This window comes from Intrasporangium sp., assembly GCF_051961875.1.
Lineage (GTDB): Bacteria > Actinomycetota > Actinomycetes > Actinomycetales > Dermatophilaceae > Intrasporangium_A.
Genome location: NZ_JBQCCV010000245.1, coordinates 1 through 19,104, shown reverse-complemented (window position 1 = coordinate 19,104; position 19,104 = coordinate 1). Strand labels below are relative to the sequence as shown.

At 69.4% G+C, this 19,104-nt stretch carries 19 protein-coding genes and 1 pseudogene; 5 read left to right on the top strand and 15 right to left on the bottom strand.

Annotated elements, in window-relative coordinates:
* Positions 1-313 precede the first annotated feature (313 nt).
* Entirely contained in the window at positions 314-601 is a 288-nt protein-coding gene (locus ACTHJJ_RS14625) for a DUF1905 domain-containing protein (RefSeq protein WP_440303672.1), read from the bottom strand.
* An 88-nt stretch (positions 602-689) separates the two neighbouring features.
* On the opposite strand from ACTHJJ_RS14625, the gene ACTHJJ_RS14620 reads away from it, so the two are divergent.
* The 5 genes from ACTHJJ_RS14620 (at position 690) to crcB (ending at position 4,231) form a co-directional block, all read left to right on the top strand.
* Complete coding sequence (locus ACTHJJ_RS14620) at positions 690-1,910, top strand: zinc-dependent alcohol dehydrogenase (protein ID WP_440303671.1); 1,221 nt, start codon at positions 690-692, stop codon at positions 1,908-1,910.
* Positions 1,911-1,917: 7 nt separating this feature from the next.
* The gene (locus ACTHJJ_RS14615; RefSeq protein ID WP_440303670.1) at positions 1,918-2,979 is read left to right on the top strand and encodes an NAD-dependent epimerase/dehydratase family protein; all 1,062 of its coding nucleotides are present in this window, start codon (positions 1,918-1,920) and stop codon (positions 2,977-2,979) included.
* Positions 2,980-3,090: 111 nt separating this feature from the next.
* A complete protein-coding gene (locus tag ACTHJJ_RS14610) occupies positions 3,091-3,540 on the top strand; it encodes a fluoride efflux transporter FluC (protein WP_440303669.1) in 450 nt (149 codons plus the stop codon).
* Complete coding sequence (locus ACTHJJ_RS14605) at positions 3,537-3,875, top strand: DUF190 domain-containing protein (RefSeq protein WP_440303668.1); 339 nt, start codon at positions 3,537-3,539, stop codon at positions 3,873-3,875. Before ACTHJJ_RS14610 ends, ACTHJJ_RS14605 begins: the two co-directional genes overlap by 4 nt.
* Entirely contained in the window at positions 3,872-4,231 is a 360-nt protein-coding gene (gene crcB / locus ACTHJJ_RS14600; protein WP_440303667.1) for a fluoride efflux transporter CrcB, read from the top strand. The genes ACTHJJ_RS14605 and crcB overlap by 4 nt, the downstream gene beginning before the upstream one ends.
* Positions 4,232-4,395: 164 nt before the next feature.
* Here the strand turns inward: crcB and ACTHJJ_RS14595 are convergent.
* The 14 genes and pseudogenes from ACTHJJ_RS14595 to ACTHJJ_RS14530 all read right to left on the bottom strand — a co-directional run.
* Positions 4,396-5,325: pseudogene (locus ACTHJJ_RS14595) on the bottom strand (glycosyltransferase family 9 protein); the annotation flags it as partial.
* Between the two features lie 47 nt (positions 5,326-5,372).
* Complete coding sequence (locus tag ACTHJJ_RS14590; protein WP_440303666.1) at positions 5,373-6,179, bottom strand: glycosyltransferase family 2 protein; 807 nt, start codon at positions 6,177-6,179, stop codon at positions 5,373-5,375.
* Complete coding sequence (rfaE2, locus tag ACTHJJ_RS14585; RefSeq protein WP_440303665.1) at positions 6,176-7,666, bottom strand: D-glycero-beta-D-manno-heptose 1-phosphate adenylyltransferase; 1,491 nt, start codon at positions 7,664-7,666, stop codon at positions 6,176-6,178. Before rfaE2 ends, ACTHJJ_RS14590 begins: the two co-directional genes overlap by 4 nt.
* 237 nt (positions 7,667-7,903) lie before the next feature.
* Positions 7,904-8,752: a hypothetical protein gene (locus tag ACTHJJ_RS14580; RefSeq protein ID WP_440303664.1), complete on the bottom strand. Its 849-nt coding sequence runs from the start codon at positions 8,750-8,752 to the stop codon at positions 7,904-7,906.
* A gap of 358 nt (positions 8,753-9,110) precedes the next feature.
* Complete coding sequence (locus tag ACTHJJ_RS14575) at positions 9,111-9,956, bottom strand: carbohydrate ABC transporter permease (protein ID WP_440303663.1); 846 nt, start codon at positions 9,954-9,956, stop codon at positions 9,111-9,113.
* Positions 9,953-10,906, bottom strand: a complete 954-nt coding sequence (locus tag ACTHJJ_RS14570) for a carbohydrate ABC transporter permease (protein WP_440303662.1) — start codon at positions 10,904-10,906, stop codon at positions 9,953-9,955. The genes ACTHJJ_RS14575 and ACTHJJ_RS14570 overlap by 4 nt, the downstream gene beginning before the upstream one ends.
* The gene (locus tag ACTHJJ_RS14565) at positions 10,899-12,281 is read right to left on the bottom strand and encodes an ABC transporter substrate-binding protein (protein WP_440303661.1); all 1,383 of its coding nucleotides are present in this window, start codon (positions 12,279-12,281) and stop codon (positions 10,899-10,901) included. The genes ACTHJJ_RS14570 and ACTHJJ_RS14565 overlap by 8 nt, the downstream gene beginning before the upstream one ends.
* A 145-nt stretch (positions 12,282-12,426) precedes the next feature.
* Positions 12,427-12,582 carry a DUF6131 family protein gene (locus tag ACTHJJ_RS14560; RefSeq protein WP_440303660.1) on the bottom strand — a complete coding sequence of 52 codons (156 nt, stop codon included), beginning with the start codon at positions 12,580-12,582 and terminating at the stop codon, positions 12,427-12,429.
* A 65-nt stretch (positions 12,583-12,647) separates the two neighbouring features.
* On the bottom strand, positions 12,648-12,812 hold the full coding sequence (locus ACTHJJ_RS14555) for a hypothetical protein (protein WP_440303659.1): 165 nt from the start codon (positions 12,810-12,812) through the stop codon (positions 12,648-12,650).
* 187 nt (positions 12,813-12,999) lie between these two features.
* Positions 13,000-13,644 (bottom strand): UdgX family uracil-DNA binding protein, encoded by a 645-nt coding sequence (locus ACTHJJ_RS14550; protein ID WP_440303658.1) that lies wholly within the window; start codon positions 13,642-13,644, stop codon positions 13,000-13,002.
* Positions 13,641-15,299, bottom strand: a complete 1,659-nt coding sequence (locus tag ACTHJJ_RS14545; RefSeq protein WP_440303657.1) for an alpha-amylase family protein — start codon at positions 15,297-15,299, stop codon at positions 13,641-13,643. The genes ACTHJJ_RS14550 and ACTHJJ_RS14545 overlap by 4 nt, the downstream gene beginning before the upstream one ends.
* On the bottom strand, positions 15,286-16,278 hold the full coding sequence (locus ACTHJJ_RS14540) for a TIGR03885 family FMN-dependent LLM class oxidoreductase (protein ID WP_440303656.1): 993 nt from the start codon (positions 16,276-16,278) through the stop codon (positions 15,286-15,288). Before ACTHJJ_RS14540 ends, ACTHJJ_RS14545 begins: the two co-directional genes overlap by 14 nt.
* A 134-nt stretch (positions 16,279-16,412) precedes the next feature.
* A complete protein-coding gene (locus ACTHJJ_RS14535; protein WP_440303655.1) occupies positions 16,413-17,801 on the bottom strand; it encodes an FAD-dependent oxidoreductase in 1,389 nt (462 codons plus the stop codon).
* Positions 17,802-17,873: 72 nt separating this feature from the next.
* A partial coding sequence (locus tag ACTHJJ_RS14530; RefSeq protein ID WP_440303654.1) for an aspartate kinase occupies positions 17,874-19,104 on the bottom strand: 1,231 nt, incomplete at its 5' end.

Sequence of the window (19,104 nt, the reverse complement as noted above, 5' to 3'; positions counted from 1 at the left end):
CCTCATCCGTCACAGAAACGCCTGTGACTACTGGGACGGAGCGCTCACTCGACGAGAAGGCAACGACCGCGGCAGGTGCGTCTCACGACTCAGTTGGCGCAGCGGCATACGTCCCTGTCGGCCCACCACACGTCGAGTGAGCGGTTGGTCCCATGCGTCACAGCACCACTCCATCGAGTGAGCGCTCGGCCTCATCCGTCACAGAAACGCCTGTGACTACTGGGACGGAGCGCTCACTCGACGAGAAGGCAACCACCGCAACCCGTGCGACCTCTGGGACGGAGCGCTCACTCGACGAGGGAGGTGCGGCAGGTCAGGCGTCGATGAGGAGGCGGACGGGCACCACGTCGCCGAGCTCGAGGGCCTCCGCCCGCCTAACCGCGGTCTTGACCGGGACGAGGTAGCGACCGTCCTTGGGGATCAGGGACGTCTCGAAGTCCGTCTCTCCGATTCGCCCGCGCACCGGGATGCAGCCCCAGCCGTACGTGACGAAGGGCGCCGCGGCCGCGATCTCACGGCACCCGTCGTCGGGAACGGTCACGAAGTGCCAGGGAGCGGGGCCCCTCCAGAACCACAGCTCCCCCGAGAACTCGAGGTGCATCGGCTCAGGATAGGGGCCGCCGGGGGCGGCGTTCCCGGGTTTGGCGGATGGGTAGAGGCGTGAGAACCCATCTTCTCGGAGGAGCCCCATGAGAGCGTTGACCTGGCAGGGCAAGCACGACGTGCGCGTCGAGACGGTCCCCGACCCGACCATCCAGCAGGACACCGACGCCATCATCCGCGTCACCTCCACCGCCATCTGCGGGTCCGACCTGCACCTCTACGACGTCTTCGGGCCGTTCCTCGACCCGGGCGACGTGCTGGGCCACGAGACGATGGGCATCGTCGAGGCCGTCGGCTCCGAGGCGGGGCAGCGGCTCAAGGTCGGCGACCGCGTCGTCGTGCCGTTCAACATCTCTTGTGGGAGCTGCTGGATGTGCACGCACGGGTTGCAGTCGCAGTGTGAGACGACGCAGGTCAAACAGCACGGGACCGGCGCGGCCCTCTTCGGCTACACAAAGCTGTACGGCCAGGTGCCCGGCGGGCAGGCGGAGTACCTCCGCGTGCCGCAGGCTCATTACGGCCCGATCGTCGTCCCCGAGGGGGGACCGGACGAGCAGTACCTGTACCTCTCCGACATCCTCCCCACCGCCTGGCAGGGAGTGGCATATGCGGCCACGGGCGACCGCTCGCCCGAGGCGAGCAGCGTCGAGGGCGACACCGTCGTGGTGCTCGGCCTCGGACCGGTCGGCCAGCTCTGCGTGCGCGTGGCGCGACTGCAGGGCGCGGCGCGCGTCATCGGCGTCGACCGGATCACCGAGGGCCTCGCGCTCGCCGCGGAGTGGGGAGCGGAGGTCGTCGACCAGGGCAAGGTCGACGATGTCGTCGAGGCGCTCCTCGACATGACCAACGGCCGAGGGCCCGACTCCGTGATCGACGCGGTCGGCATGGAGGCACACGGCTCCCCCGTCGCCGCGGCCGCACAGACCGCGGCTGGGATGCTGCCCAAGGCCGTGGCTCAGCCGCTCTTCACCCACGCCGGCGTCGACCGGCTCGACGCGCTCCACACGGCGCTGCGCTCGGTGCGCCGAGGCGGCACCGTCTCGCTCGTCGGCGTCTACGGCGGAGCGCTCGACCCGCTCCCGATGCTCACCATGTTCGACCGCCAGGTCACCGTCCGGATGGGCCAGTGCAACGTCCGCCGGTGGACCGACGCGATCATGCCGACCGTGACGGCCGGCGAGGACATCCTCGGACTGAGCCACCTCGCCACCCACCGGCTGCCGCTCGATTCGGGCCCAGCGGCATACGCGATGTTCCAGCAGAAGACGGACGGCTGCATCAAGGTCGTTCTCGACCCGGCCGCGTGACCCGGCCATGAGGGTCGTCGTCGTCGGCGCGACCGGCAACATCGGCAGCGGCCTCGTGGACCTTCTCGCCGCGGACGGGCACGAGGTCGTCGGCGTCGCGCGGAGACCGCCGACGGCGGGCTGGGCGCGGCAGCAGGCCGAGTGGCACGCCATCGATGTCACGAGCATCGATGCCGTCGAGGAGCTGGCCGCCGTGATGCGGGGCGCCGAGGCGGTGGTGCACCTCGTCTTCGGGTTCCAGCCGAGCCACGACTCGCGCTACCTCCGGCAGCTCGACATCGGCGGGACCCGGGCGTCCCTCGACGCCGCGATCGTCGCCGGAGTGCCGCACTTCGTCGACTTCTCGTCGCTCGGGGCGTTTTCGCCCCGGGCGGACGACGACCCGGTCGACGAGAGCTACCCGACCGGAGGCAATACGACGCTGCCCTACAGCCGCCACAAGGCGGCCGTCGAGCGCCTCCTCGACGGCGAGGAGGCGCGGGGACGGATCGCGATCGCACGCATGCGGCCGTCACTGGTCGGACACCGCGCCAGCGGTGGCTCCCTGCTGCGCTACACGTATCCCGTGTGGGTGCCGACCCTGGTGCTCCGGCACCTGCCCGTCCTCCCCCTCGACCGGGGCTTCCGCGCGCAGTTCGTCCACATCGAAGACCTCGCCGACGCGGTGGTCCGGGTCCTCGAGCAGCGGGCAACGGGCGCCTTCAACATCGCCGGCGACGGAGAGGTGCGGCAGCCGGACATCGCGGCCATCCTCGGCGCGCGGCCGGTGCACTTCCCGTGGCGCTGGCTGCGCGGGTTGGCGGCGTTGAGCTGGGCCCTGCGGCTGCAGGCGGTCGACCCCGGCTGGCTGGACCTCGCGGCCGCGGCGCCGCGAATGTCGACCGAGCGGGCCCGGCGCGAGCTGGGATGGTCGCCGCGGTTCGATGCCGCGGCGGCGGTCACGGAGGCACTCGAGGGGATGATGCACGGAGCCGGCAAGGACACCCCGGCGCTGCGGCCGCGGCACTGGGCGCGGGAGCTCCTCGACGTCCTCCGTCGAGGACCGGTCTCGTATCGGCACGTCATCTGAGACGGCCACCCCGGGCGCCGTGCCGGTCGGTATGCTGCCACCGATGGCGGTGGGGCTCGCCGACAACCGCGACAGACGCCAACAGTCCCTACCTCAACGGTAGGAGTGCGTGTGGGACCAGGGCGACGCCGCAGGGTGCGGCTGCTGAAGGGGCGCGGTGACATCCTCGCCGCGATCGCTGCCGGAGGCGCGCTCGGCAGCCTCGCCCGCTGGGGCCTGGCCGAGGCACTGCCGCACGGATCCGGCGAGATCGCCGTCTCGACCTGGATCACCAACGTCACGGGTGCGCTCGTCATCGGCGCCCTCATGCACCTCATCACCGAGGTGTGGCCGCCCCGCCGGCTGCTCCGACCGTTCTGGGGCGTAGGCGTCCTCGGCGGCTACACGACGTTCTCGACCTACGCGCTCGACATGCACCACCTCCTCGCGGCCGGCGAGCCGGGCCGTGCCGCGGTCTACTACCTCGGCACCCTGCTGACCGGGCTGCCCGCCGTGTGGCTCGGTCTCGCGGCTGCGCGCGCCGCGAGCCACCGCACGCCTCATGCAAGGAGATCCGAATGACGCTGCAGGGCAAGGCGAGTCGTCTGACTATCTATCTCACCGAGTCGGACCAGTGGCACCACAAGCCGCTGTATGCGGAGATCGTGCACCGGGCCCACGCGGCCGGGTTGTCGGGGGCGGCCGTCTTCAGGGGCATCGAGGGTTTCGGCGCCTCGCACAGCATCCACACCCTCCGGCTGCTGTCCCTGACCGAGAACCTGCCCCTCTCGATCGTCATCATCGACCGGTACGAGGCGATCCAGGCCTTCCTGCCCCAGCTCGACGAGCTCGAGCTCGAGGGCCTCGTCACGCTCGACGAGGTCGAGGTGGTCCGCCACGTCGGGCGGCGCCCATGAGTGCCTTCCTCGTGATCCTCGGCGCCGTGGTGGGGGCGCCGCTGCGCTACCTCACAGACCAGGCCGTACAGTCCCGCCACGACAGTGTCTTCCCCTGGGGAACCTTGGTGGTCAACGTCGTCGGCTCGCTCGTCATCGGACTCGTAGCGGGGGCAGCCGTGCCCGCGTGGGCACTCACGCTCATCGCGACCGGCTTCTGCGGAGCGCTCACGACCTTCTCGACCTTCGGCTACGAGACCGTCCGGTTGCTCGAGGACGGGTCGTATGCTGCTGGGCTGGCCAACGTGGTCGCCAACCTCACCGTGGGGCTCGGCGCATGCTCCCTCGGCTGGTGGCTGGGCTCCGCACTCGGCTGACCCGTCCCGCTGGAGTTCTGCTCCGGCGGGAGCTCCTCGGTGGGCGCCGCGAGGACCTCCGCGAGAGCGGCCTCCACCCGGTCGACGGGGATCGCCGACACGAACGAGACGTCGTGCTCGCACCGCGTCTCGACCTGCTCTTCGCCACAGACCGGGCAGTGCAGCTGCTGCGACACGAGTGCCCGGTCCGTGTCCCCGACGAGAGGTCCGAAAGCGAGCACGTTGCTGAGCCAGAAGATGCCGACCGTGGGTGTGCCAACCGCAGCGGCGAGGTGACGCGGACCCGAGTCGTTGCCGACGAAGGCGGTGGCCCCGGCGAGGACGCCGATGGTGCCGGACAGCGAGAGCCGCCCGGCGAGGTCGTGGACCGCGGGGCGGTTGCCGAGTGACTGCTTGAGCTCCGCGGCGGCTCGTGCGGAGGCAGGCTTGTCGTCGTCCCCGCCGACCAGGACCAGCGCCAGGCCGGCGTCGAGCACCCGTCGGCCCAGCTCCACGAATCGCTCCAGGGGCCAACAGCGCCGTGCATCACGCGCGCCGAGGTGGAGGGCGACATACGGGGCGTCGGTCGGCAGCGCGTCGCGCGCCTCGTCGAGGTCGCGCTCCGTCAGGGCGATTCGCGGTATCAGCTCGTCGTGGGTGCCGAGCCGGCCGGCGCCGACCACGCCGACGACGTCGAGCCAGCGGAGCACCTCGTGCCGGTGGGCGAGGTAGGGCACGGAGCGGTCCAGCGGTGGCGCCCCCTTCGCCCGGGCCCCGGCCGTGACCCGCGCCCCGAGCGACGCGACGAAGGTGTTGCTCGTCGCGCCGCCACCGTGCAGCTGGAGGGCGAGGTCGTACCGTTCCTCGCGCCGTGCCGCCAGGAACGCCTCGACATCGGGGCCGGGCGGGGTGTCGGACGGCAGGCCGCGCAGGCCGGGATACCTCGGTGCGACGAGACAGCGGCTCCAGGGGCCCGGGCGGCCAGAGACGAGGTCCGGGAGCCAGGCGTCGCCGACAACGGTGATCTCGGCGTCCGGGTAGGCCCGCTTGACTGCATTGAGGGCCGGAATGATGACGAGGAAGTCGCCGATCCCGTTCGCCCGCAACGCGAGCACACGGTATACGTCATCGAGGGGGCCGCGCTCGTGGGGCACGCGGGGTCTCACAGGCCCACCACGTCGTAGCACTCGACCTCACGACGGGGCACCGTCGTGGGCAGCTCGAGGTGGACCGCGCCGCTCGGCAGGATGCCGGCGCCCCCGTGGCGCTCCATGACGCGCAGCTGCGGCACGACGTCCTCCCCCGCATGCTCCCGCGGCAGGTCGGGCCAGAAGGCGAACCCGCCCGCCTCGACGAGCGCCGCTCGGCGGTAGAGGACGCAGCCGCCGATCCACGCGATCTTGTAGGCACGCCACGTCGCAGGGTCGAGGCGCAGCTGTTCGGCGAGGTGGGTGGGGTTGGCGGCGTTGTGGAGCAGGTGCCGGTCCCAGGCCGACGACCCGCGGCGAACCCGCTCGGGCTCGACCCGGCCCCGCCACTCCTCATACGCGCTCAGCTGTTGGGGTCGCCGGTCGTCTCGGTAGGACAGGCCCTGGACGGCGAATCCGACGAAACCACAGTCGAGCTCGTCGATCGCCTCGACGAGCCGCCCGACGGCCCACGGCTCCAGCCAGACGTCGTCGTCGAGAAAGAGGGCGTATGGCGCGTCCGACAGCTCGAGCAGGTGGTGCCGGTTCTCGGCCACCCCGCGGCGCGGCACCTGGTGGTCGACCCTGACCGGTGTGCCGTGCAGCTCGAGGACGCGCCGGATGGCCGAGACGAGTGGGTCGGTGTCGACGGGCTCCGCCGACTGGTCACTGAGGACCACCCGGAAGTCGTGATGCGTCTGGGCGGCCAGCCCGGAGAGGGTCACGGCCAGGGCATGCGGCCGCTCGCAGGTCGGGACCAGGACGTCGACCGGCGGGCTCATCGATGGTGCTCCGCGGGCATCAGGGTCGGGCGCTGTCCCCGGATCCGTTCGACGATCTCGGTCGTCGACCGTCCTCCGATGTAGTCCACGAGCACGACCTCGCCGCCCAGTCGCTGGATGAGCGGGGCTTCGGGGAGCATCTCGACGTTGTAGTCGCCGCCCTTGACGTAGACGTCGGGTCGGACGAGCCCGATGAGGTCGCGCGGGCTCTCCGTGTCGAACAGGACGACGTGGTCGACCGAACGCAGGGCCGCGAGCAGCCCGGCTCGCTCGGCCTCGGGCACGATGGGCCGGTCATCTCCCTTGAGCCGCCGCACGCTGGCGTCGCTGTTGAGGGCGACGACCAGGACGTCGCCGAGGGCCCGAGCCTGGCGGAGGTACTCGACGTGGCCGGCGTGGAGGATGTCGAAGCATCCGTTCGTGAAGACGATCCGCCGGCCGGCCGCCCGGTGGGCCGCCACGTGGCCGCGCAGCTCCGCCCTCGACGTGACGCCGAGCCCGTCGTCGAGCCCGCGGCTCCGCTCGAGCAGGGCCGCCGCGGTGCAGCAGGACGTCCCGGGCTGGTCCACGACGACACCGGCCGCCTCCTGCGCGAGGTCGGCAGCGACGTCGGGCTCGGCCCCCGCCGCCAGGGCGAGGGCGAACGCGGCGCTGACCGTGTCACCCGCACCGCACGTCTGCTGGGTCGCATGAGCGACGGCACGGGTGCGATGGGGAGGGCGACCCCACCGGTGCAGCAGGGTGCCAGCCGCGTCGACCGTCGTGAGGAGCATGTCGCAGCGCCACTCGCGCAGGAGTTCCTGCGAGCGTGTCGTGAGGCGCTCGATCCGTTCGGCCTGCGGGGTCTCGAGGGGGGTCCCGTCGATTTCCGAGGCGCTGGGGGTCATCGCCGTGACCCGGCAGTCGTCCCACCGGTGGAAGTCGTGGCCGTCGACGATGAGGGGACCGCGCAGCCGGTTCCTCTCCCGGCAGAACCGACGGATGAACCCCTCGGAGAGGGCACCGTTGCCGTAGTCGGCAACCAGCACGGCATCGACCCGCTCGAGGCGCTCGATCGCCAGGTCGCCAAGCCGAGCAAGGGCGGCGCCACTCCATGCCGGGTGGGCCTCGGTGTCGAACCGGCTCATCACCTGGCCGTCGACGACGAGCCGGGACTTCGTCGTCGTGCTCCGGGTCGCGTCGACCACGATCCCCGAGTCGTCGACCCCGCTGCCGCGCAGGATGCTCCGCAGCCGCTCGCCCGACTCGTCGGCACCGACGAGCGCGACCAGCTCCACCTGACCACCGAGGGCCGCGGCGTTGGCGGCGCAGTTCGCCGCCGAGCCAGGCATCCAGTCGACGTGGTCGACCTCGTGGACCGGCACGGGCGCCTCGCGAGCAAGCCGGCCGCACGCGGCATACATCCATGCGTCGAGCACAGCGTCACCGAGGACAAGCAGCCGCACGCCCGGAAAGCGGTCGAGCAGGTCGCGGATCGGCGTGTGCATGAGAAGTGGCTTACCCGCTCTGACCTGGGACAAGCAGCAGTGGCAGCCCTCCCAGCCAACACTCAGGGGGAGCAGTCACACCCCTCCACCGTCGAGTGAGCGCTCAGCCCCAAAGACCCCTTGAGTCCCAGCATCGAGTGAGCGCTCAGCCCCAGACGCCCCAGCAGTCCCATGGTCGAGTGAGCGCTCAGCTCCAGAGCCCCCAGTGCTTCGACTCCCGAGCGCCGGCACGTGCCGTCACGCCCTTCGGTACTGCCGTTCGCGCCACAAGTCGTCACGTTGCTGCGCCTCGAAGATCGCATGACGGGAAAGGAACTGCGGCTCCACCGCGCTGAGATCGAGGCCGCCCACCGGAAACCTCAGGGCTTCGGCGAAGCGGATCACCGTCAGTTCGCGAGGGTGCCGATCGGCCATGTTTTCAGCCCAGATGTCCTCGACCTGCCACCCGTCCGATTCCAGCCCGCCCCTCCGACGCCGGTCCCGGAGGCGTTGTGGACGGTTGCCGTGAAAGGCGAGTCCCTGGTATTCACCGATGACTTTGATGTCCTCCTCACCCGGGCGCTCCTCATGCCACACCAAGTCGCCGACACCCAGGAGCAGATCCGGTATCGCCATTGAGTAGATGCGCACATTGAGCTTGGGCTCCGGCAGGCCGGCTCGAACAAGCATGATTCGGGCGAGCGTCTCCCGAGGGGACCATGACCCCACACGGATGAGATCCAAGGCCTCGAGAAGGGTCCGCTTGCCACGCGGCCGCACTCGCGCGGCAAGCGCACGGCGCAGAGGTATGACGCTCTCGAGCGCCGTGGCGCATGCGTCGCCCACCACAATGAGGTCGTCGAGACCCACCGGCTTGCCCCGACCCACGAGTTGGCCCAGATCCACCCACGTGTCTGCCAGGCCGACCACTGGCAAGCCCTCGACCATGACGACTTCTCGTGGGTGCAGGGCCCGATGGCCGACGACGCCGTCGATGCGCGCCTGCCCCATAGTGATAGGTCGGATGCAGTGGAGCCGGGTCTCGGCCTCCATTGCGTAGGACATGGGCAGCCCGAGTAGCGCCGCCGCCGTCAGGTGTGAAAACACGGATCCCGACGGCAGGACGGTGATGGCCGAGCGGCACCGTGCGAGCAGTGCCGGCCTTCGTTCGTCCAACTCTGCGAGACCATGAGGGACCGGCTGAGACGTCATCATCGGTCCACACTCGGGGGAGGAGCCCTTCGGCGAACAGCGGCACTTGGCCCTTGTGGACAACGTGGACGAACGGCATTGAGGTGTGGACGGAGTGCCGGCGGTGTCTCTAGGTGAGACGGCTGGGACGAAGCGCTCACTCGACGTGGGACGGCTGGGACGAAGCGCTCACTCGACGTGGGACGGGTGGGACCAAGCGCTCACTCGACGTGAGACGGGTGGGACCAAACGCTCACTCGACGGTGATCGGGGGTCAGCCTTGCTTGGCGGAGAGCGCGAGGCCGTCGAGCAGGTAGCGCTGGGCGAACGCGAACACGACGATCATCGGCACCGTCGCGAGCAGGGTCGCCGCCATCGCGATCTCCCAGTGGTACTCACCGGACAGGGCGAAGGCGTCGATGATCTGCTTCAGCCCGCGCGGCATCGTGAAGTACTGCTCCGTCTGCAGGTAGATCAGCGGCTTCATCAGGTCGGACCAGCTCGCCTGCATCTCGAAGACGAACACGATGATGAGGGCGGGTCGGCAGAGCGGGAGCGCGATCCGGCGGAACAGCCCGAAGAAGCCGCACCCGTCGATCCGCGCCGCCTCGAACAGCTCGCGCGGCACGCCGAGGAAGAACTGCCGTAGCAGGAAGATGTAGAACGCCGAGCCGAAGAGGTTCGCGGCCCACAGCGGCACCTGGGTGTCGACGAAGCCGAGCTTGTTCCAGATGAGGTACACCGGGATCATCGTGACCGCGCCGGGCAGCATCATCGTCGACAGCACGAGCCCGAACAGCACGCCGCGCAGCCGGAACCGGAAGTAGGCGAAGCCGAACGCGACGGCCGCGCTCGAGATGGTCACGGTGATCGCCGCCATGAACGCGACCAGCGTCGAGTTGATGAGCCACTGCAGGACGGGCCCGGCGTTCCAGACCTCGACGAAGTTGCTCCACTGGACATGGTCGGGGACCAGCTTGTTGTCGAAGACCTCGGTCTTCGGCTTGAGCGACGCGCTGACGAGCCAGACCAGCGGGTAGACGAAGGCGACCGACGCGACGGTCAGCAGCAGGAGCCGCACCACCGTGCCGGGCGTGACGACGCGCAGACGGGCGATCATCGGTTGTCCCCCTCGTAGTAGACGAACCGGTTGCCGACCTTCACCTGGATCACCGTGATGACCAAGATGATGATGAAGAGCAGCCAGGCCATGGCCGAGGCGAAGCCCATCTTGAAGAACTGGAAGGCGTTCTGGAACAGGTAGACCATGTAGACGAGTGACTCGTCGGACGCGCTCGCCTTCTGCTGTGGCCCGTAGAACATCGTGTAGGCCTGATCGAACATCTGCATCGCCGCGATGGTGTGCGTGATGACGGTGAAGAACAGGGCGCCTGAGATCATCGGCAGCGTCACGTGGAAGAACCGCCGCACCGCCCCGGCCCCGTCGAGCATCGCCGCCTCGTAGAGCTGCTTCGGCACGTTGTTGAGCGCGGCCAGGTAGATGACGACGGTGCCGCCGACGGTCCAGAGGCTGACCATGGCGAGCGAGGGCTTGAGCCACGCGGGATCGGTGGTCCAGTTCGGCCCGCCCACCCCGAACCACCCGAGCACCTGGTTGACCAGGCCGGTCTGCCCGTTGAGCAGGAGCAGGAACATCGCGCCCGCGGCGACGGCAGGCGTCATCACCGGCAGGTAGAAGACCGTCCGGAAGAACCCTTTGGCGCGACCGACCTTGTGCAGCAGCATCGCCAGCCCCAGCGCGACGACCGTGCCGAGCGGGACGAAGAGAGCGGCATACACGAACGTGTTGGTGAGCGACTTCGCGACGCGTGGGTCGTCGATGAGCTGCTGGTAGTTCGCGAGCCCGACCGGCTCGGACGGCCGGACGACCGAGTAGTCGGTGAAGGACAGGAAGAGGCTGGCCACCATCGGCCCCGCGGTGAAGACGAGGAAGCCGAAGATCCACGGCAAGAGGAAGAGGTATGCCGCTCTGCTTTCCTTACGCTGCAACGATCCTCGGGCGCGCGCCGCCCGGAGACCGCGCGCGGTGCGAATGGCCTGCTCAGCCATTCTTGCTCGCCTTGTCGTAGGCCGACTGAGCCTCCTTCTGCGCCTGGTCGAGGGCGGTCTGGGCGGGGGTCCCGGTCAGGACCTTCTCGGCGGCGCTGCGCCAGGCGGCGTCGATCTCGGAGCCGGCCGGCGACGGATAGAGCGCCTTGGCAACATCGAGGGTGGCGTAGTAGTTGTTGATCGCCTGCTCGAAACCGGGGTCCGGCACGTTGGTGAGGTACTTCGCCTTGATCTCCTCGTCGGCGGGCTTGTTCGCCGTGAAGAGGCCGGTGAAGAAGCTCTTGTCGGCCTTGACCTTCGCGATGCGGGCGTCGGCCGCCTTCATCCACGTGTCCTTGCTCGTCATCGTCTTGGCCCAAGCGCACGCCGCAAGCGGGTTCTTCGCGCCCTTCGGGATGACCCAGGCGTTGCCGCCGACCGTGCTGATCGGCTTGCCGTCGTGGTCGGTGAACGAAGTCGACTGGAGCCCCAGGCCCTTGGGGATGAAGTCGCGCAGCACGTTGACGTACCAGTTCTCCATCGGGAACGCGGCGACGGCATGCGCGGAGATCGGGTTGTTGTCGCTGAAGATGTCGTGGGAGTCCCGGAACGCCTTGAAGGAGGCCCAGCCGCCCTGGTCCTTGACGAGGCTCGCCGCGAAGTCGAGCGCCTCAACTGCCTTGGGGTCGTTGAGGTTCGGCGCACCATCCTCCTTGATGAGGTCTGCGCCGTTGGCCATCGCCCAGAGCGGGAAGTCCTCAGGGAGCTTGGGGTCGAAGCCGATCGCGCTGAGCTTGCCACCCTTGGCCTGGTGCAGCTTGTCGCTGGTCTGCTTGAGCGCCTGCCAGTCCTTGGTCTGGATGTCGCTGGTCTGCAGCCCTGCGTCCGCGAGCGCCTTGCCGTCGATGAGGTTGACGACCACGACGTAGAACTCGGGGATGCCGTAGAGCTTGTCGCCGAGCGTCACCGTCTTGAGGGCGGCCTCGCGGTACTGGCTCGTGTCGACCTGCTGCCCGTCGACACACGCCTCGAGCGGGACGATCGCCTGCTGCGCGGCGTAGGTGCCGACGAGGTTGCGGTCCATGTAGACGACGTCCGGTGGGTTGCCGCTCGCGAGGGCGCTGAGGAACTGCTGAGCGTCGAAGTCGCCCTTCGTCTGCGAGACCTGGGCCGTCGGGTAGGCGGCCTTGAAGGCTGAGACGCGCGCCTGCGCGACCTCGTCCTCGCCACCGAAGCCCATGATGCGCAACGTCCCGCTCGGGGTGCCGCTGAACTCACTGCCGCCCTTGGCCCCGCTCGGGCCAGCGTCGCCGCCGGAGGAGCCACCGCCGCCCACGCCGGCACACCCGGCCAGTAGCACCACCGCGCCGGCCACCAGGATGTGTTTGGCCCGCATGCCACCCCCTCCACTCTTCGACGTCAAAGCGATCGTGACCGGAGGTACCCGACAAACAGTCAGGACAAACACAAGCGGCCCGACACCGAAGTGTCGGACCGCATGTGGTCAGCCGAGCCGTGTCCGTGGCGCGGCGGTGGTTGATCTACCAGTAGTGAGATCGTCCTCCGATGGCGTGTCCAGCGGCCCCGAGCGCCCACAGGATGATCCCAATGACGACCAAGATGATGCCGATCGTCCAGAGAATGCTGATCTTGAGGATCAGGCCCAGTATCAAACAAATGATCCCGAGGATGATCATGAAGCCTCCTAGTTCGGTTGACTCCCCCGAAGTACCCCCAAGTCGGTTCTCCTAATCGCGCCTCATCAATCGTCCCTTTTTTGCTCCTCGTGCTCCCGCTTCTCGCGGTATGCGGCTTGATCGGTCTCCCGGGGCGTCCGCGGTTTGCGTCCCCGTGAGAAGCCGACGAACCCGCCGACGAGGATGACCAGGACGATGATGAGGAGGATGAGCCCGAACTGGTCCTTCATCCCGTACCTCCTCCCAGTGCTCTCTGGCCCCGTGCCCCTTGGGCGAGAGCCCAAACAGGACAGTGCCGACCAGCCCGCTGGGTAGGAGGACCAGCAGGACGTATGCCGCTCACCTGCCGGGTGAACGGCATACCGCCCGCTTCGTCCACCGGGCCGAGAGGACACCATGAAACGAGGGCAGCGGCACTCAGGCGAGCAGCTCACGCGCCACGACGAGGTCTGCCACGAGAGCGGCCAGGTCCACGTCTCGCTGCCTCGAGCGCAGGATCGACGACGGGTGCGCGGTCGCGACCGTCGTCGGCACCACGTCGACTGAGCCGAGGCCGTCCGGCCACTCGGTCGGTTTGCCGCGGACGGCGCCGACGCGGAACCCCGGGCCGTAGACGGCCTGCCCAGCGGTCGCGCCGAGGAGGACGACGACCTCGGGGCGGACGAGGGCCAGCTCGGTCAGCAGCCATGGCTCGCACGCCGCGACCTGCCAGCGGACCGGGGACTTGTGGATCCGCTTCCCACCGTCGCGCTCGAACCGGAAATGCTTGACGACGTTGGTCTTGTAGACGCTGGCCGGGTCGATGCCTGCCTCGTCGAGGGCACGGTCGAGCATCCGGCCGGCCGGACCGACGAAGGGGAGTCCCTGCTTGTCCTCCTGGTCGCCGGGCTGCTCGCCGACGAGCATGAGCCGGGCGGGGACGGGACCGTCGCCCATGACGCCCTGCGTCGCGTCGCGGTAGAGGTCGCAGCCCCGGCACTCCTGCACCGCCGCCCGCAGCCGCTCCTCGTCGGGGTGGTCCGGGATCCAGGGCTGCGCGCCCGGATAGTCGCTGCGACTCATGGCAGGCCCTGACCGACGGTGAACCACCGGAAGCCGTAGCCGTCGACCTCCACCCGGGCGGTCCCACTCTCGGCGAAGGGCAGCCGGCTGCCGTCGAAGCGGTCGACGAGCACGCCGTCGGTATCGGTGCCCGGCAGGTCGAGCTCGACCAGGGTTCCCTGCTCGCCGAAGTTGTGCAGCGCGATCATGGCCCAGCCATCGTCGGGGGCCCGGCACACGTGGGCAACGACGGACGGGTTGTCCTGCTCGATGAGCTCGAGCGACGACCAGGCCAGCTGGGGTGACTCCCGGTAGGCGCGGATCAGCCGCTGCATGAAGCGCCACATCGAGTTCGGGTCGTGCCGCTCCGACTCGACGTTGACCTTCTTCGGCCCCCAGTCCCCGTCCGGCATCGGCCGGACCATCCGCTTCGGGTCGCCCTCCGAGAACCCGCCCTCCGGGCTCCACTGCATCGGGGTCCGGACCGCGTGCCGTCCCTCGACCTCGAGGTTCTCGCCCATGCCGATCTCCTCGCCGTAGAACAGGCAGGGCGACCCGGGCAGGGAGAAGATGAAGGCGTAGGCGAGCCGGGTCCGGGCGTCGTCCTCGAGCATCGGCGGGACCCGGCGACGGATGCCCCTGCCGAAGATGCGCATGTCCGGATCTGGCCCGAACGCGGCGAAGACGTCCTCGCGCTCCTTGTTCGTCAGCAGGTCGAGCGTGAGCTCGTCGTGGTTGCGCACGAAGGTGGCCCACTGGTTGGTGGCGCCGAGCCGCAGGCGCTGCTTCAGGCTCTTGATGAGAGGCCGGCCGTCCTGTCGCGCGAGCGCGAGGAAGAGGTGCTGGGTCGTCATGAAGTCGAACTGCATGTGCAGCCCGTCTCCGGCCTCACCGCCGAACCACTTGCGCTGCTCGTCGTAGTGGAGGTTCACCTCGCCCAGGAGCACGCCGTCCCCTGAGCGCCGCGCCACGAACTCCCGGATCTCGCGGAGGTAGTCGATGGCGGAGTAGTGGGCGCCGGCCTCGTCGACGCCGTCGTTGTCGAAGAGGAACGGCACAGAGTCGACCCGGAACCCGGCCACGCCGAGCTCGAGCCAGAACCCGATGTTCTTCGCGATCTCCTCGCGCACCTTGGGGTTCGAGACGTTGAGGTCCGGCTGGTGGGAGTAGAAGTGGTGCAGGTAGTACTCGCCCGTCTTGTCGTCCTTGGCCCACGTGCTGGTCTCGACCTCGGGGAAGATGATGTTCTGCTTCGCGTTCTTGGGCGGCTTCTTCCGCCAGACGTAGTAGTCACGGAACCGGTTCGTCGGGCTTTGGCGGGCCTGCTTGAACCACGGGTGCTCGTCGGAGGTGTGGTTCATGACCAGGTCGATGATCACCCTGATGCCGCGCGACCGGGCCATCCGGACGAGCTCGACGAAGTCCCCCAGGCTGCCGAGACGCCGGTCGACGACGTAGTAGTCGGAGACGTCGTAGCCGTCGTCACGGTCGGGCGTCTCGAAGAAGGGCATGAGCCAGATGCACGTGACGCCCAGTTCGGCGAGGTAGTCGATCCGGTCGATGACTCCCTGCAGGTCGCCCTGGCCGTTCCCGTCCGTGTCGAGGTAGGTCTGGGGGTCGAGGCAGTAGATGACGGCGTTGCGCCACCACAGATCGGCGGTGTCACTCGTTCTCATGAACGGTCTCCTCGTGGGGCTCCTCGGCGAATGCCGGCAGGACGTCGCTGGAAAAGGCGTCAATGAACCGCCCTTGGTCGGGGCCGACGAAGTGGAGGTAGATCTCGTCGAAGCCCAGCTCGAGGTCGGCCCGGATCCAGTCGACGTGCTGCTCGAGGTCGGCGGAGACGCGTACGGCTGCGCGCACCTGCTCCTCCGTGACGTGTCGAGCCAGCTCGTCGAACCCGTCGACGGTCTCGATCTCGAGGACGACGGACGGTCCGAACGCGCCCATCGGCCAGTGGTCCATGGCGAGGTCGATCGCCTCGTCCTCGGTGGGAGCCCAGCTGAGATGGACCAGCAGCGCCAGCCAGCCCCGCCCGCCCCCCTGCCGGTAACCGTCGATGATGCGGCGCAGCACCTCGGGCGGCTGGCCGGTGGTGACGAGGCCATCGGCCCACCGGCCGTGCCAGTGCGCAGTCTCCTCGGTGAGTGCGGTCCCGAGGAGTGGCGGGCTGGCCTCGGGCCGGGACCAGACTCGCGCCCGGTCGATGGAGACGAGCCCGTCGTGGCTCACCTCCTCGCCGGCGAGGAGGAGCCGGATGGCATCGACGCACTCGACGAGGCGGCGCTCACGCAGCTCTCTACGAGGCCAGCCGCTGCCCGTGACGTGCTCATTGATCGCCTGGCCGGAACCGAACGAGGCCCAGAACCGGCCGGGGAACATCTCGGCAAGGGTGCCGATCGCCTGGGCGAGCACAGCCGGGTGGTAGCGCTGGCCCGGCGAGCTCAGCACGCCGAAGCTGAGGCTGGTGCGCGCGAGGGCGGCCCCCAGCCAGGACCAGGCGTGGCCGGACTGGCCCTGCCGCGTGGTCCAGGGAGAGAGGCGGTCTGCGCAGAGGGCGGCACCGAAGCCGGACGCCTCTGCATGGACGACGTCGGCCAGGAGCTGTGAGGGCGCGATCTGCTCGTGGGCACAGTGGAACCCGATCGTCGCCATGCCCGCTCCCCTGCCCGTCGCGGCCAGAGCCCAAACCACGACGTCGAGTGAGCAGTTCGTCCCTCCCGCCACACAATCCATGTGGCTGCTGGGACGGAGCGCTCACTCTACGGGGAGTTGGCTCCGCTGGGAGGTCAGGACAGGTCGAGCGGCCGCACGGCCGGACCTTCGATGACCTCGCCCTGCTCGGTGAAGCGGGAGCCGTGGCAGGGGCAGTCCCAGCTGGTCTCGGCGGGGTTCCAGTGGAGCCCGCAGCCGAGGTGCGTGCAGGTCGGGGTGCTCCCGGTCAGCCGGTCCTTGACGAAGTCGACGGTGTTGCCGAGGTTGGCCTTCGCCGTCTCGATGACCGACCCGACGTCGCCGATGCGACCGACATCGAACGCGGGCAGCCAGGGCGACTCACGCTCGGCGAGGAGGTCGGTGAGCATCATCGCAGCGGCGGTGCCGTTGGTCAGTCCCCACTTGGCGAAGCCGGTGGCGACGAGCACCCGCGGCCGCAGAGGCACCCGTCCGACGTAGGGAAGCCGGTCGGTCGTCGCGTAGTCCTGGGCCGACCACCGGTAGTCGATCGCCTCCACGTCGAAGGTGGCCCGGGCCCACCGCTCCAGAGCGGAGTACTGCTCCGTGGTGTCGACGTCCGCACCGACTGCGTGTCCGTGCCCGACGACGATGAGGCCGTTCGGTCCCGCATCCGGCCAAGGGCGCGTCGAGTAAGTCGGCGAGTCGGCGGTGATCGTCATCGTCGTCGGCGCCTCCCCCTGCAGGCGCACGGCCAGGCCATAGGAGCGCGCCGGGGTGGTCCGCGCGAAGCAGCCCCCGATGAGGCCGATCGGCAGGAGGGTCGCGACAACACAGCGCTCCGCGCGCACGACGTGGCCCTCGACCGTCACCTCGACAGCCGAGTCGCCGATGTCGTCGACGCCCGTGACGCGGGACCCCTCGAAGATCTGCCCGCCGGCGTCGGTGAAGGCCTTGGCGAGTCCGGTCAGGTAGCGCCCGGCATGCAGGTGGGCCTGTTCATCGAACCGGATCGCTACCGGCGCGTCGAAAGGCAGGCCGGTGTCGCGGTTGAGCCGGGCCGGCAGACCCAGGGCGGCGGCCTGCTGTGCCTCCGCCGCGATCTCGTGGGCCATCTCATCGGACCGGCTGTAGACGAAAGCCGGCGCCCGCGTGAAACCGCAGTCGAGGCCGTGCTCATCGATGAGTGTGCCGACACGCTCGAGGCCCGCCTCGTTGGCCTGCGCATAGCGCCGGGCCGTGTCGAAGCCGTGACGCCCGACGAGGTCGGCGTAGATGAGGCCGTGCTGCGAGGTGACCTTGCCGGTCGTGCCCCCGGTCGTCCCCGATCCGACGCGGCGCGCCTCGAGGACGGCGACGTGGGCTCCCTCCTGCTGCGCCAGCAGGGCGGTCGTCAGGCCGGTGATGCCGGCACCGACCACGACGATGTCGATGGCCAGGCGCCCCTCGATCGGTGGGTGTGCGCGGCGGTCCGCCGTGGCGAGCCATACGCTCTCGTGCTGCATCGGGCGCTCCTCGGAGGGGCATCTGGGGCTACGAGAGCCCCTACCCACTTCCCCGGGGAGCGCCTCAGCGCCTCAGCGGCCGGTGCCCCCGTAGACGACGGCCTCTTCGGCGGCGTCGAGCCCGAATGCGGTGTGCACGGCGCGGACGGCGTCCTCGACCTGGTCGGCACGGGTCACCGCCGAGACACGGATCTCGGACGTCGAGATCATCTCGATGTTGATGCCGGCGTCGGCGAGCGCCCGGAAGAACTTCGCGGAGACACCCGGGTGGGACTTCATCCCGGCCCCGACGAGCGAGATCTTGCCGATCGAGTCATCCAGGCGCAGGTCTTCATAGGCCACCTCGCCCTTGATCCCCTGCAGCACGCTCATCCCCTTGGCGCCGTCGCCCTGCGGCAGGGTGAAGGAGATGTCCGTCTTGCCCGTCTGGGCGGCCGACACGTTCTGGACGATCATGTCGATGTTGATCTCCGCTTCGGCGATGGCACCGAAGATGTGCGCCGCGGCGCCGACCTCGTCCGGGACGCCGACAATCGTGATCTTGGCCTCGCCCTTGTCGTGGGCGACGCCGGTGATGATCGGTGCTTCCACAGCGCCTTCTCCTTCGTAGGGGTTGTCCTTGATCCACGTGCCGGGTCTCTGCGACCAGGAGGAGCGCACGTGGATGGGGATGCCGTAGCGGCGGGCGTACTCGACGCAGCGCAGGTGCAGGATCTTGCTGCCGTTCGCGGCGAGGTCGAGCATCTCCTCCATCGAGACGACGTCGAGCTTGCGGGCGGTCGGCAGGACGCGGGGGTCAGCCGTGAAGACACCGTCGACGTCGGTGTAGATCTCGCACACGTCGGCCTTGAGCGCGGCGGCGAGGGCCACGGCGGTCGTGTCCGAGCCGCCACGGCCGAGAGTCGTGATGTCCTTCGTCGTCTGGCTGACGCCCTGGAAGCCGGCGACGATCGCGATGTGCCCGGCATCGAGCGCGCTCTGGATGCGGCCCGGCGTCACGTCGATGATCCGGGCCCGGCCGTGCACCTCGTCGGTGATGACCCCGGCCTGCGAGCCCGTGAAGGACCGTGCCTCGGCGCCGAGGTGGGCGATCGCCATCGCGACGAGGGCCATCGAGATCCGCTCGCCCGAGGTGAGCAGCATGTCGAGCTCGCGGGCCGGCGGGGCGGGCGTCACCTGCTCGGCGAGGTCGAGCAGGTCGTCGGTGGTGTCCCCCATCGCCGAGACGACGACGCAGACCTTGTTGCCCGCCCGCTGCGTCTCGACGATCCGGCGGGCGACCCGCCTGATCGCCTCGGCGTCG

Coding starts and splice junctions, on each gene's coding strand:
- rfaE2 (WP_440303665.1), bottom strand. CDS start 7,666: ATGCACACGCCGATCCGCGACCTGCTCGACCGCTTTCCGGGCGTGCGG.
- ACTHJJ_RS14540 (WP_440303656.1), bottom strand. CDS start 16,278: ATGGCGACGATCGGGTTCCACTGTGCCCACGAGCAGATCGCGCCCTCA.
- ACTHJJ_RS14545 (WP_440303657.1), bottom strand. CDS start 15,299: ATGAGAACGAGTGACACCGCCGATCTGTGGTGGCGCAACGCCGTCATC.
- ACTHJJ_RS14560 (WP_440303660.1), bottom strand. CDS start 12,582: ATGATCATCCTCGGGATCATTTGTTTGATACTGGGCCTGATCCTCAAG.
- ACTHJJ_RS14570 (WP_440303662.1), bottom strand. CDS start 10,906: ATGGCTGAGCAGGCCATTCGCACCGCGCGCGGTCTCCGGGCGGCGCGC.
- ACTHJJ_RS14535 (WP_440303655.1), bottom strand. CDS start 17,801: ATGCAGCACGAGAGCGTATGGCTCGCCACGGCGGACCGCCGCGCACAC.
- ACTHJJ_RS14605 (WP_440303668.1), top strand. CDS start 3,537: ATGACGCTGCAGGGCAAGGCGAGTCGTCTGACTATCTATCTCACCGAG.
- ACTHJJ_RS14615 (WP_440303670.1), top strand. CDS start 1,918: ATGAGGGTCGTCGTCGTCGGCGCGACCGGCAACATCGGCAGCGGCCTC.
- ACTHJJ_RS14620 (WP_440303671.1), top strand. CDS start 690: ATGAGAGCGTTGACCTGGCAGGGCAAGCACGACGTGCGCGTCGAGACG.
- ACTHJJ_RS14555 (WP_440303659.1), bottom strand. CDS start 12,812: ATGAAGGACCAGTTCGGGCTCATCCTCCTCATCATCGTCCTGGTCATC.
- ACTHJJ_RS14625 (WP_440303672.1), bottom strand. CDS start 601: ATGCACCTCGAGTTCTCGGGGGAGCTGTGGTTCTGGAGGGGCCCCGCT.
- ACTHJJ_RS14550 (WP_440303658.1), bottom strand. CDS start 13,644: ATGAGTCGCAGCGACTATCCGGGCGCGCAGCCCTGGATCCCGGACCAC.
- ACTHJJ_RS14565 (WP_440303661.1), bottom strand. CDS start 12,281: ATGCGGGCCAAACACATCCTGGTGGCCGGCGCGGTGGTGCTACTGGCC.
- crcB (WP_440303667.1), top strand. CDS start 3,872: ATGAGTGCCTTCCTCGTGATCCTCGGCGCCGTGGTGGGGGCGCCGCTG.
- ACTHJJ_RS14590 (WP_440303666.1), bottom strand. CDS start 6,179: ATGAGCCCGCCGGTCGACGTCCTGGTCCCGACCTGCGAGCGGCCGCAT.
- ACTHJJ_RS14575 (WP_440303663.1), bottom strand. CDS start 9,956: ATGATCGCCCGTCTGCGCGTCGTCACGCCCGGCACGGTGGTGCGGCTC.